This is a genomic window from Burkholderia sp. Se-20378 (genome assembly GCF_017104665.1).
Taxonomy (GTDB): Bacteria; Pseudomonadota; Gammaproteobacteria; order Burkholderiales; family Burkholderiaceae; genus Burkholderia; species Burkholderia lata.
In genome coordinates this window covers 1-12290 of record NZ_JAAGPG010000243.1, presented here as the reverse complement: position 1 = coordinate 12290, position 12290 = coordinate 1, and the positions used below count along the sequence as shown (strand labels likewise).

The 12290-nt window shown below is 66.4% G+C and carries 9 protein-coding genes and 2 pseudogenes; 8 read left to right on the top strand and 3 right to left on the bottom strand.

Annotation, left to right across the window (positions count from 1 at the left end):
* The 3 genes and pseudogenes from G3N93_RS23115 to G3N93_RS23105 all read left to right on the top strand — a co-directional run.
* A pseudogene (locus G3N93_RS23115) lies at positions 1-201 on the top strand (LysR family transcriptional regulator); the annotation flags it as partial.
* Between the two features lie 115 nt (positions 202-316).
* Positions 317-526 (top strand): hypothetical protein, encoded by a 210-nt coding sequence (locus G3N93_RS23110; protein ID WP_206134030.1) that lies wholly within the window; start codon positions 317-319, stop codon positions 524-526.
* Entirely contained in the window at positions 526-906 is a 381-nt protein-coding gene (locus G3N93_RS23105; protein WP_206134029.1) for a type II toxin-antitoxin system VapC family toxin, read from the top strand. Before G3N93_RS23110 ends, G3N93_RS23105 begins: the two co-directional genes overlap by 1 nt.
* A gap of 56 nt (positions 907-962) precedes the next feature.
* Here the strand turns inward: G3N93_RS23105 and dapA are convergent, their stop codons facing one another.
* Complete coding sequence (gene dapA / locus G3N93_RS23100) at positions 963-1856, bottom strand: 4-hydroxy-tetrahydrodipicolinate synthase (RefSeq protein WP_206134028.1); 894 nt, start codon at positions 1854-1856, stop codon at positions 963-965.
* 452 nt (positions 1857-2308) lie between these two features.
* On the opposite strand from dapA, the gene G3N93_RS23095 reads away from it, so the two are divergent.
* A complete protein-coding gene (locus G3N93_RS23095) occupies positions 2309-3328 on the top strand; it encodes a sulfate ABC transporter substrate-binding protein (protein WP_206134027.1) in 1020 nt (339 codons plus the stop codon).
* Between the two features lie 180 nt (positions 3329-3508).
* A complete protein-coding gene (locus G3N93_RS23090; RefSeq protein WP_174937652.1) occupies positions 3509-4471 on the top strand; it encodes an ion channel in 963 nt (320 codons plus the stop codon).
* Positions 4472-4522: 51 nt separating this feature from the next.
* Here the strand turns inward: G3N93_RS23090 and G3N93_RS23085 are convergent, their stop codons facing one another.
* Positions 4523-5137 carry a glutathione S-transferase family protein gene (locus tag G3N93_RS23085; protein WP_174937654.1) on the bottom strand — a complete coding sequence of 205 codons (615 nt, stop codon included), beginning with the start codon at positions 5135-5137 and terminating at the stop codon, positions 4523-4525.
* A gap of 357 nt (positions 5138-5494) precedes the next feature.
* On the opposite strand from G3N93_RS23085, the gene G3N93_RS23080 reads away from it, so the two are divergent.
* From G3N93_RS23080 to G3N93_RS23070, 3 genes are all read left to right on the top strand, one after another.
* A complete protein-coding gene (locus G3N93_RS23080) occupies positions 5495-6052 on the top strand; it encodes a sugar O-acetyltransferase (RefSeq protein ID WP_206134026.1) in 558 nt (185 codons plus the stop codon).
* An 825-nt stretch (positions 6053-6877) separates the two neighbouring features.
* Positions 6878-7132 carry a hypothetical protein gene (locus G3N93_RS23075; RefSeq protein ID WP_206134025.1) on the top strand — a complete coding sequence of 85 codons (255 nt, stop codon included), beginning with the start codon at positions 6878-6880 and terminating at the stop codon, positions 7130-7132.
* 1170 nt (positions 7133-8302) lie between these two features.
* The gene (locus G3N93_RS23070) at positions 8303-11875 is read left to right on the top strand and encodes an indolepyruvate ferredoxin oxidoreductase family protein (protein WP_206134024.1); all 3573 of its coding nucleotides are present in this window, start codon (positions 8303-8305) and stop codon (positions 11873-11875) included.
* Between the two features lie 89 nt (positions 11876-11964).
* Here the strand turns inward: G3N93_RS23070 and G3N93_RS23065 are convergent.
* Positions 11965-12290: pseudogene (locus tag G3N93_RS23065) on the bottom strand (Na+/H+ antiporter); the annotation flags it as partial.

Genomic DNA, 12290 nt, shown 5'->3' with positions numbered 1-12290 from the left:
GTACGCTCGCAGTACGGGCTGCCCGCGTCGGTGCGCGTGCTCGACGCGGCCTCGTGCGGGCTGCCGGGACTGCCGAGTTTGCCGCTGATTTTGCTGCGGCGCACGTCGTCGGCGACGCCGACCGTCGATCGGCTCGCGCGGATCGTGACGCAGGCGGTGCGGGATGCGACGGAGGGGGCGGGGGTGGCGCTGGCGGCGTGACGAAACGCGCGATTGCCGCCGCGGGGTGCAGTTCGACAGTCCCTCTGCCGATCGGTCGAATGGATCGATCGCGCGAACCTCACTACAGTGATGATCACTTGAAACGGAGGTCATCATGCAAAACGCGAATACACCCGGCGCCAGTGCGCTCGATCCGACTCAAAGGGCAGATGTCACGATCCGCAGTGACGGGGCGTCGGCCGATCGACTTGTGCCAGTCAATCCGCCGGTTCGGTTCGGTGTCCTGCAGGGGCAGGCCCGGATCGCGGACGACTTCGATGCCCCGCTGCCCGATTACCTACTGGATGCTTTCGAAGGGCGCTGATGCGGCTGTTGCTCGATACGCACATCTTTTTGTGGATCGTGACGAATGACCCCAGGTTGAGCGCACGGGCGCGCCGACTGATCTCGGCCGCCGACGTACGTTTCGTCAGCAGCGCAAGTATCTGGGAGGCCGCCATCAAAGCCGGCCTGGGGAAGCTCGATATCGACGTCGGCAAGCTGATCCGTGCGATCGGCTCGAGCGGGATTCGCGAGCTACCGGTTCGGGCCGTGCATGGGGCCGCGGTTCGTGATCTACCGCATCACCATCGTGATCCATTCGATCGCTTGCTGGTCGCGCAGGCCCGTCACGAGCCGCTTCAGCTCGTGACAGCCGACGCCCAACTTGCACGGTACGACCTGTCTCTTGTTCTGACAGTTTGAAGCAATCTGTCGGGGCGAAAGTCATCGGTGGGCTGCGCGCCATGTAGCGTCGCGGTTCATGCCGCCGCGACGTCCGGCGCGATTTCGTCCAGCTCCGCACAAATGGCCGCCAGCCGCTCCCTCAACCCTTCACTCGCCGGCACGAACGGCAGTCGCAAACCGTCCTCGCACCACCCTTGCGCGGCCAGCACGGCCTTCACCGGCGCCGGGTTCGGCTCCGCGAACAGCGCCGCGACGAGCGGCTGCAGCGCGACCGACAGGCGCCGCGCATCGGCGAGCCGGCCGTCGCGCAGCAGCGCGTGGATGCGCACATGCCATTCGGGCAGCACGTGCGCGCTGCTCGCGATCGCGCCGTGCGCACCGGCGCACATCGCCGCGAAGTTCTGGTTGTCGTCGCCGGAAAGGATCGCGAGCGGCGTGTCGTGCACGAGCCGGCTCATCCGGTCGAGCGTCCCGCCGCATTCCTTGATGCCCGCGACCCGCGGGTCGCGCGCGAGCGCCTGCAGCGTCTCCAGTTCGACGTTCACACCGGTGCGGTACGGGATGTTGTAGACGAGCACCGGCAGGTCGGCCGCTTCGACGATTGCCTCGACGTGGCGGCGGATGCCTTCCTGGGTCGGCCGTACGTAGACGGGCGGCGTGACGAGCAGCCCGTCGGGCCGCAGCGCCGCGATTTCGCGCGCGCGGGCGGTCGCAAAATGCGTTGCGCTCGCGGTCAGTCCGACGACGATCGGCAGCCCGGGCGTCGCGTCGCGCAGCGTCGCGAACACCGCGTCCTGTTCGCGCGCGTCGAGCAGCACGCCCTCACCGGTCGTCGCGCCCGCGACGAAGCCCGCGATGCCCGCGGCCACATAGTGGCGCGCGAGTCGCGCGAGCGCGGCATGGTCGACTTCGCCGTGGTGGAACGGCGTGATGATCGGCAGCCAGATACCTTCGAAACGTGTGTTCATGCAAAGCCTCATGGTGGAAACGGAGTGGGAAGGAACCGTTCCGCCGGCGGAGAGCCGGAGCGAGGCGTGCGAGCAAGGAGAAAGAAACGACCTGCGGGCATCCCGTCCGGCATTCGCCTGACGGGACGCGACGTCCCCGTCAGTCGAGGAGTCGTTTTTTCAGTTTCAGCCCGGCCGCGCGCGCACCTGCCGCGACGGCGGCGAGGATCGGAAGCGAGCGCAGGGCAGCGGACATGGAGGAACCGGGAAATGGGCTGAGCGGCGATCTTAACACCGGATCCGATCCGCACGCGAGCGTCCGCCGCCGTTTAGCAGGATTCGAGATTTGCTTTCCACGACTGATTGGAAAGCGCGCCGCGCCCGGCCGCTAGAATGCCCGCTTACGTTTCGATGACAGCGCGTACGCGTGCCGTCACGCACATTCACCACCACTGGAAACGGGGCATATCACGATGGCAAGCATGAAGGGGATCGGTCGCTGGCTGCACACGGGCGCGGCGGCGGCGCTGGTCGTGGCGGCAACGGCCGCGCACGCGGATACGTCGATCCTGAACGTGTCGTACGACGTGACGCGCGAACTGTACAAGGACATCAACGCGGGTTTTGCCGCTGCCTACAAGCAGAAGACCGGCGAGACGATCGCGATCAAGCAGTCGCACGGCGCGTCGAGCGCGCAGGCGCTGTCGGTGCTGCAGGGGCTGCAGGCCGACGTCGTGACGATGAACCAGCCGAACGACATCGACCTGCTCGCCGAGCGCGGCCAGCTGCTGCCGAAGGACTGGCGCGCGCGCTTCCCGGACAACAGCTCGCCGTACTCGACCACGATGGTGTTCCTGGTGCGCAAGGGCAACCCGAAGGCGATCAAGGACTGGAGCGATCTCGCGAAGCCGGGTGTCCAGGTGGTCATCGCGAACCCGAAGACGTCGGGCAATGGCCGCTACGCGTATCTCGCCGCGTGGGGCTTCCAGAAGCAGAAAGGCGCGTCCGACCAGCAGGCGATCGACTTCGAGAAGGCGATCTTCCGTAACGTGCCGGTGCTCGATTCCGGCGGTCGCGGCGCGACGACGACGTTCACGCAGCGCGGCATCGGCGACGTGCTGGTCACGTTCGAGAACGAAGTCGCGCTGATGGACACCGGCGCATCGGGCGCACAGTTCGATGCGGTGTACCCGTCGGCGAGCATCCTCGCGGAGCCGCCCGTCGCCGTCGTCGACAAGGTCGTCGACAAGAAGGGCACGCGCAAGGTCGCGCAGGCGTATCTCGACTACCTGTACACGCCGGAAGCGCAGGAGATCATCGCGCAACACCATCTGCGCCCGCGCGACGCGAACGTGCTGAAGAAGCATGCGGCCGAATTCAAGCCGCTGAAGACGTTCAGCGTCGAGCAGGTATTCGGCAGCTGGGCGAACGCGCAGAAGACGCATTTCGCGGACGGCGGCACGTTCGACCAGGTGATCGTCGACCGCAAGTGAGCGCCGCGCGCACCGCGCGCTTGCCCACGCTCCGACGACGCAGCCGGCCGCTTCCGCGGCCGGTTTTTTTTTGCGCCGAGCAGCCGGCGGTGCGCAGCATTTCCGTTCCGAACCGGCACGCATACCCGGCCGCCGCCGCGCGTGCTACGCTCATCGCCTCCCTGCTTCCGGCGCCGCGCGATGAATGTCGATTCGTCCTCCCCAGCCTCCCGCGGCCGTGGCCGCAAGATCTGGTCGGGCACGCGCCCGGTCATCGCGTACGGGATGCCGCCGCTTGGCTGGCGCGACCTCTATCACCGCGCGCTGACGGTGAGCTGGCCCGTATTCTTCCTGTCGCTCGCCGTGCTGTTTCTGCTGCTCAACGGCGGTTTTGCGACGCTCTACATGCTCGGTCATACGCCGATCGCGAACCAGTCGCCAGCCGGCTTCGGCGGCGCGTTCTTCTTCAGCGTCGAGACGCTCGCGACCGTCGGCTACGGCGACATGCATCCGCAGACCGTCTATGCGCACCTGGTCGCAACGTTCGAGATCTTCGTCGGGATGTCGGGCATTGCGATGGCCACGGGGCTCGTGTTTGCACGGTTTTCGCGACCGCAGGCGAAGATCCTGTTCGCGCGCTACGCGATCGTCCGGCCGTTGAACGGCAGGATGACGCTGATGGTGCGCGCCGCGAATGCGCGCCAGAACGTGATTGCCGAGGCGCAGGCGAAACTGCGGCTGATGCGCGTCGAAGGCACGCACGAGGGCTACACGCTGCGCAAGATCCACGACCTGCCGCTCGTACGCAGCGAGCATCCGATTTTCCTGCTCGGCTGGAACCTGATGCACGTGATCGACGAATCGAGCGCGCTGTTCGGCGAGACGCCCGAATCGCTCGCCGCACGCGACGCATCGTTGCTGATCACGATCGAAGGCTCGGACGAGACGACCGCGCAGGTGATGCAGGCGCGTCATTCCTGGGAGCATGGCGAGATCCGCTGGCGTCACCGCTATGTCGACCTGATGCACGACGAAGACGGCATCACGCACATCGACTACACGCATTTCCATGAGGTGGTGCCGGTCGACGCCGATACCGACGAGCGCGGCTCGCCGGGTGCGGTGGTCAATGCCGGCGCCGCGACGTCAGGCCCGGCCGCGTAGGTGCGCTCGCGGGCGGCTGGTAGCGCCGCCCACGCACGACACGTCTAAACGTCACGCATGCAGCAGACGCGCCGCTTCGCGCTGTTCGATCGCCACCGCGCGGCGGAAGGCGTCGCGGTCCTCGGCGCGCGCGACGTAGTCGCCGAGCACGCCTTCGTGCGGCAGCAGGTGCGCGTCGAACGCGATCTTCAGCGTGCTGGCGAGCAGCAGGTCGGCCGCGGTGAAGTGGTCGCCGACGAGCCACGGACTATGGGCGAGCGCTTGCGCAAGGGCGCGCTGCACGCGCGTGATGTTGCCCCAGCCGAACGCGACCGGATTGCCCGACGCGCCGGTGAATTTTTCGGCCATCGCCGGTTCGAGGCAGGTCGGGGTGAAGAACAGCCATTGGAGAAAACGGCCGCGCAGCGGATGGTCGGGCGCGACACCGAGCCCGGCGCCGGGGCAGCGGTCGGCAAGATAGAGCAGCACGGCGCCCGATTCGGCGAACGGCACGCTGCCGTCGTCGAGCGCGGGCAGCTTGGCCATCGGGTTGACCTGCACGAACGCGTCGCTGCCCTGTTCGTGCGAACGCAGGTCGATCGGCACGAGTTCGTACACCACGCCGAGTTCTTCAAGCATCCACAATGCCCGGAATGCCCGGGTTTTCGGCCAGTAGTAGAGCTTCATCGTGCCTCCGCGTTGAGGTGCAGCTGTCGGTCCGGTGGATGCTCAAGCGTACCCGAGCGCCGACGGTTCGGACAGGGGCGCCCGGCTAGGGGCGGCTATCTGCGTGCGATGGCCGGATGCGTTGTGTGTTGTGCGTGAATCGTGCGGAAAACCGGGAAAGCCTTATGACACAAGGGTGTTAGTCTATAACTAGTCTTGATAAGACTAGTTATAAATAAATGAAGATTCGGCCGTGAGCCGGCGTTCCTTGCACGGCATCACGGATGCCTGCAGCGCCCACATACACGGCCACGCTGGCATCTTTCCGCAATCACGGATGCATCGCGAAGCAGGGAAATCATGGGAGACAACTCACGCATGGCAAACGACGAGCGCATCACGATCATTCCGAGAAGAACGCCGGAATCGGCGGCGATGGTGGCCGAAGTCAGGCGGGCGATGTCGATCGCCGCGCGGATCAATCGCCTGACGTTCGACGATGCCGCCGAGGTTCGCAGCTTGTTCGGAGAACTGATCGGCACGCAGGTGGACGACGGCTTCGTGTTGATCCCGCCGTTCCATGCGACAGGCGGCACCGGCATGAAGCTCGGGCGCAACGTGTTCGTCAACCAGAACTGCACGTTCTACGATCTCGGCGGGCTCGAGATCGGCGACGACGTGATGATCGGGCCGAACGTCAGCCTCATCACGTCCGGTCATCCCGTCGAACCTTCGCGGCGGCGCGACGCCGTCGTCGCGAAGCCGATCGTGATCGAACGGAACGTCTGGATTGGCGCCGGTGCGACGATCATCGGCGGTGTGACGGTGGGCGAGAACTCGGTGGTCGCGGCCGGGGCCGTCGTCACGCGGGATGTTCCGCCGAACGTGCTGGTCGGCGGCAATCCGGCAGCGGTCATCCGGTCGATTGCCGAGTAACGCGACGCGCGGGCGCATGCCCGTTCGATGCAGCCAGGCTGGACGGATGTGGATAACCCACCCTCGAGGCGACTCGAAACGCTGTGCATTTGAATGGTGAGTGTGCCGCCGAGGCCGTCTGGATGGGGCTTTCCGGTAATTGCCCGATAGCCGCCGGTGGATGCGTGAGCCGCTCCTGCCGATGGTCGGACGAAAGTCGCCCCGCGCGATCGGTTGTGGATATCCTCACGCCGAAACGACTCGGCGCCCTGTGCATTTCACAGGTGAGGGTCACCGGATGATACGGAATGCATGAAGCGGGGTGTGGACAACTCGCCCGCAAAACGACGCGAAATGCTGTGGAATTCAACGGTGAGGGGCGGCGTCCGATCGGGCGATGCGCCAGTCCTGGCGCGGTTTTCCGATCTTTGCCGTGGTTCGGAGCGCCGCGCATTCTAGCCGAACGCGCGCCCGCTTGGTCGAACCGCGCGAGTGCTGAGACGTGGATATCCGGGTCAGGAGGCTACCCGGAAGGCCGTGCATTTTAACGGTGCGCGCGGGTGTGTGGTCTGCAACGCGAAGATTTCGCTGCGCTCGCAAGCGACTCGAAGCGCTGCGCAATGCAAGGGTGAGCGTGAACACGAGATCGGCGGTCAGCGCACCAAGAGGCGATCATTCGGCCGCCGGCGCCGTCTGAAGCGTCGTGTATCTCAGGCTCGCATGCGAGCATGCGAACGGGGCAAACATAGGCACCCGTGTGGATATCCGGCCGCCGAAACAACTCGCGGCACTGTGCATTTCGACGGTGAGTGTCAGTGCTCAATCGGCTGATGAGCCGCTTCCAGCATGGATTACAGGCTTGACCGCACGTTTCGCGGTGCGCATCCGCTATCGCATCGGCGGATGCTCAGCCATGTGGATATCCTGCGCCCTGAATCACTCGAAGGGCTGTGGTTTTCAACGGTGAGGGTGCCCGCGTGGCCGGTCGGCAATGCCGGATTAACCGCTGTTGCGGACATTCGAAGCCCTGTGAATATCAACGGTGAGCGCGGGCCCGCGATTGTGCAGCATGCCCATTCAGGCGTGCAAATCCGGCGATAAACCTACTCACGTCCCAGTGTGTTTCAACGGTGGGTGCAAGCCCGCGATTGTGCGGCACGCGTGTACTAGCGTGCCAGTCCGGCGGACAAATCCGCTCGCGACCTGGTGTATTTCCACAGTGAGCGCGAGCCCGCGATTGTGCAGCATGCGGGTTCCTGAGTGCCAGTCCGGCCGATGAGCTCGCTCACGATCCAGTGTGTTTCAAAGGTGAGCCCAAGCCCGCGAATGCGTAGCATGCGTGTACCGGCGTGCCTGTCCGGCCGAGCAACGCGTTCGCGACCCAGTGTGTTTCCACGGTGAGCCCGAGCCCGCGATTGCGTAACATGCGTGTACCGGCGTGCCAGTCCGGCCGACCAACCCGCTCGCGACCCGGTGTATGTCCACAGTGAGCCCGAGCCCGCGATTGCGCAGCATGCGGGTTCCTGCGTGCCTGTCCAGCCAACCAACCCGCTTGCGACCCAGTGTATTTCCACGATGAATGCGAGTCCGCGATTGCCCGGCACGCGTGTTCCGGCACACCTGTCCAGCCGACAAACCCACCCGCGCCCCCGAGTATTCGAGCGCTGAAGGCGAGCCACCGATCGAAGCAATACGTTCTCGTCAATGTGGATATCCGCGGTTGAAACCCACTCGCCGCGCTGTGAATCCGAACGGTGAACGTCGAGGCAAGCGCCAAACGCATGCCGGCAGCGATGTGGACATCCCGGCCCCAGGCCACTCGAAACGCTGTGCAATCGAACGGTGAGCGCGCGAGCCAGGTCTGCGAGAAGGGCGCGGCATTGTGGACATCCCACGCCACCGACCAATCGCAACGCTGTGCATTTCATCGGTGAGACTCACTGCCTCGAATCGCTGAAACCCTTGTCACACGGGGCGCGAGCGCCATCCTCCCCCTACCAGGGGCCACCGCCGGACCGCCACGCGTTTCCCCGGCAATCGACCCACCCGTCCCGACACGTCGCCGATCCCGTCCGGCCGCCGTGCGCGAAAACTCTCTCAAATCCCGGTAAAAACCTGCGCAGTTTTTCTCACTGAGGGCCTGCCCGAGCAAGATGAGAAAAAACATTCTCGGCTGCGCGCGAAAAAATAGAGCCATTCGCTGCCGCCAGTTTCGCGTCGCCCGACGCCCTGTCGAGCAGCCCAGAACAGCACAATCCGGAGACATCCCCCATGACTGCCCGCTTGCCCGTCGACGGCACGCCTGCCCTGTCCGACTACCGCCTGACCGACAACCTGACCGCGACGCGCGGCCGGATCTTCCTGACCGGCACGCAGGCGCTGGTTCGCCTGTTGCTGATGCAACGTACGGTCGACGCCGAACAGGGGCTCAACACGGCCGGCTTCGTCAGCGGCTATCGTGGCTCGCCGCTCGGCATGGTCGACCAGCAGCTGTGGAAGGCGAAGAAACTGCTCGACGCCGGCGGCGTGCGCTTCCTGCCCGCGATCAACGAGGAACTCGGCGGCACGGCCGTGCTCGGCACGCAGCGGGTCGAGGCCGACCCCGAGCGCACGGTCGAGGGCGTGTATGCGATGTGGTACGGCAAGGGCCCGGGTGTCGATCGCGCGGGCGACGCGCTGAAGCACGGCAACGCGTACGGCTCGTCGCCGCATGGCGGCGTGCTCGTCGTCGCGGGCGACGACCACGGCTGCGTGTCGTCGTCGATGCCGCACCAGAGCGACTTCGCGATGATCGCGTGGCACATGCCGGTCGTGAACCCGGCGAACATCGCCGACATGCTCGAATTCGGCCTGTACGGCTGGGCGCTGTCGCGTTACTCGGGCGCATGGGTCGGTTTCAAGGCGATCTCGGAAACGGTCGAGTCGGGTTCGACCGTCGACCTCGATGCGCTGCAGACGCAGTGGCCCGCGCCGGAAGGCTTCACGCCGCCGGCGGGTGGCCTGCACAACCGCTGGCCGGACCTGCCGAGCCTCACGATCGAGGCGCGCCTCGCGGCGAAGCTCGACGCGGTGCGCCATTTCGCGCGCACCAACAGCATCGACAAGTGGATCGCGCCGAGCGCGCAGGCGAACGTCGGCATCGTGACCTGTGGCAAGGCGCACCTCGACCTGATGGAAGCGCTGCGCCGCCTCGACCTGACGGTGGCCGACCTCGACGCGGCCGGCGTGCGGATCTACAAGGTCGGCCTGTCGTACCCGCTCGAAATGACGCGCGTCGAAACCTTCGTCGACGGGCTCGCCGAAGTGCTCGTGATCGAGGAGAAGGGCCCCGTCATCGAGCAGCAGATCAAGGACTACCTGTACAACCGCACGGAAGGCGCGCGCCCGCGCGTGCTCGGCAAGCATGACGCGGCCGGCGCCTGCCTGCTGTCCGAGCTCGGCGAGCTGCGCCCGTCGCGGATCCTGCCGGTGTTCGCCGACTGGCTCGCGCGCCACAAGCCGGCGCTCGACCGCCGCGAACGCGTGGTCGATCTCGTCGCGCCGCAGATCCTGTCGAACGAGGCGGACGCGGTGAAGCGTACGCCGTACTTCTGCTCGGGCTGCCCGCACAACACGTCGACGAAGGTGCCGGAGGGCTCGATCGCGCAGGCCGGCATCGGCTGCCATTTCATGGCGTCGTGGATGGAGCGCGACACGACGGGGCTGATCCAGATGGGCGGCGAGGGCGTCGACTGGGCCGCGCACGCGATGTTCACCAACACGAAGCACGTGTTCCAGAACCTCGGCGACGGTACCTATTTCCACTCGGGCATTCTCGCGATCCGCCAGGCCGTGGCCGCGAAAGCGAACATCACGTACAAGATCCTCTACAACGACGCGGTCGCGATGACGGGCGGCCAGCCGGTCGACGGCAGCATCTCGGTGCCGCAGATCGCGCGGCAGGTCGAGGCGGAAGGCGTGTCGCGCTTCGTCGTCGTGTCCGACGAACCGGAGAAGTACGACGGCCATCACGGCCAGTTCCCGACGGGCACGACGTTCCATCACCGCAGCGAACTCGACACCGTGCAGCGCGAGCTGCGCGAGACGCCGGGCGTCACCGTGCTGATCTACGACCAGACCTGCGCGGCCGAGAAGCGCCGCCGCCGCAAGAAGGGCGAATTCCCCGACCCGGACAAGCGCCTGTTCATCAACGATGCGGTGTGCGAAGGCTGCGGCGATTGCGGCGTACAGTCGAACTGCCTGTCGGTCGAGCCGCTCGAAACACCACTCGGCCGCAAGCGCCGCATCGACCAGTCGTCGTGCAACAAGGACTACTCGTGCGTGAACGGCTTCTGCCCGAGCTTCGTGACGGTCGAAGGCGCGGCGCTGAAGAAGGCCGCCGGCGCCGCATTCGACGAAGCCGCGCTCGCCGCGCGCGTCGACGCTTTGCCGGTGCCGGCCACGCATCTCGACGCGGCGCCGTTCGACATGCTCGTGACGGGTGTCGGCGGCACGGGCGTCGTGACGGTCGGCGCGCTGATCAGCATGGCCGCGCACCTCGAAGGCAAGAGCGCATCGGTGCTCGATTTCATGGGCTTCGCGCAGAAGGGCGGCTCGGTGCTGTCGTTCGTGCGGATCGCATCGAGCGATCGCTGGCTGAACCAGGTGCGCATCGACACGCAGCAGGCCGACGTGCTGCTCGCGTGCGACATGGTCGTCGGCGCGAGCGCCGAGGCGCTGCAGACCGTGCGTCACGAGCGTTCGCGGATCGTCGTCAACACGCACCGGATCCCGAACGCGTCGTTCGTGCAGAACCCCGACGCGAACCTGCATGCGGATGCGCTGCTCGAGAAGATGCACCACGCGGCCGGCGACGGCTACCTGTCGAGCTGCGACGCGCAGGCGCTCGCCGCGAAGTTCCTCGGCGACTCGATCGGCGCGAACATCCTGATGCTCGGCTACGCGTGGCAGCTCGGCCTCGTACCGGTGTCGCATGCCGCGATGATGCGCGCGATCGAGCTGAACAATGTCGCGGTGCCGATGAACAAGCTCGCGTTTTCGATCGGCCGGATGGCGGCCGGCGACGCAGCGGGCCTCGATGCGTTGTGGAACGCGCGCCACGCGGTGGCCGCGCATGCCGCACCGGAGACGCTCGCCGAACTGATCGCCGATCGCGAAGCGCGTCTCGACGCGTACGGCGGCGCACGCTATGTCGAGCGCTTCCGTGCGCTCGTGAGTGCGGCGCGCGCGAAGGGCGACGAAGCGCTGACGCGCGCGGTCGCGACGACGTTCTACCGGCTGCTCGCGGTGAAGGATGAATACGAAGTCGCGCGGCTGTACACGGACGACGCGTTCCGCACGGCGCTCGAAGCGCAGTTCGAAGGCGTGCCGGGGCAGACCTATCGCGTGAAGTTCAACCTGGCGCCGCCGACGGTCGCGAAGGCCGGCAGCGACGGCAGCGCGCCGAAGAAGCGTGTGTTCGGCCAATGGATGTGGCCGGTGTTCGGCATGTTGGCGCGCGTGCGCAGCCTGCGCGGCACGTGGCTCGATCCGTTCGGTCGCACCGTCGAGCGCAAGATGGAGCGTGCGCTCGCCGACGACTACGAGACGACGCTCGCGCGTGCGCTCGCCGCGACGACTGCCGGCAATGCGGCGCAGGTCACGCAACTGGCCGACCTGCATGCACGCGTGCGCGGCTTCGGCCACGTGAAGGTGCGCAATCTTGCCGGCGTGAAGCGCGCGGAGCGCGAGCTCGCACTGCAGCTCGGCATCGAAGCGGCGACGAGCGCGGCCGTGCAGCACGCGCTCGACGAGATGAAGGGCGCGGGGATGCTGAAGGGGATTCCGGTCGTCGTCGCGAAGTAACGCGCATGCGGGCGGATGTGAAAACGGCGACGCTTGTGCGTCGCCGTTTTTTATTGAGCGGCTGCTGCGCAGAGGCAGCAGCCTGCCCTTCAGAGAATGCCTTTCTTGCGCGTCGACAGCGCGGTCTCCGACAGGTCGATCTCGCGGAGCAGCTTCGTCAGCGTCTCGTCGGATATCTTGCTCTCGCTGCGCAGCCGGTACAGCGCGGAACGTTCCGCGCGCACGGCGGCAATCCGCATCTGCAGTTCCATCGTTTCGGCCTGCTTCGCTTCCGCGCGCGGTGTGGGGCCGTCCTCGGCGAGCGTCGCGAGGCGGCGGCGGTACTGGTCCATCACGCGTGCGGAGATATCCGCGCAGCGTGCGGCGCCCGATTCGTCGAGATCGACCGAGATCGCGTCGTGCGACGAGTCGATCA

Coding starts and splice junctions, on each gene's coding strand:
- G3N93_RS23085 (WP_174937654.1), bottom strand. CDS start 5,137: ATGAAGCTCTACTACTGGCCGAAAACCCGGGCATTCCGGGCATTGTGG.
- G3N93_RS23110 (WP_206134030.1), top strand. CDS start 317: ATGCAAAACGCGAATACACCCGGCGCCAGTGCGCTCGATCCGACTCAA.
- G3N93_RS23090 (WP_174937652.1), top strand. CDS start 3,509: ATGAATGTCGATTCGTCCTCCCCAGCCTCCCGCGGCCGTGGCCGCAAG.
- G3N93_RS23080 (WP_206134026.1), top strand. CDS start 5,495: ATGGCAAACGACGAGCGCATCACGATCATTCCGAGAAGAACGCCGGAA.
- G3N93_RS23095 (WP_206134027.1), top strand. CDS start 2,309: ATGGCAAGCATGAAGGGGATCGGTCGCTGGCTGCACACGGGCGCGGCG.
- G3N93_RS23075 (WP_206134025.1), top strand. CDS start 6,878: ATGGATTACAGGCTTGACCGCACGTTTCGCGGTGCGCATCCGCTATCG.
- G3N93_RS23070 (WP_206134024.1), top strand. CDS start 8,303: ATGACTGCCCGCTTGCCCGTCGACGGCACGCCTGCCCTGTCCGACTAC.
- dapA (WP_206134028.1), bottom strand. CDS start 1,856: ATGAACACACGTTTCGAAGGTATCTGGCTGCCGATCATCACGCCGTTC.
- G3N93_RS23105 (WP_206134029.1), top strand. CDS start 526: ATGCGGCTGTTGCTCGATACGCACATCTTTTTGTGGATCGTGACGAAT.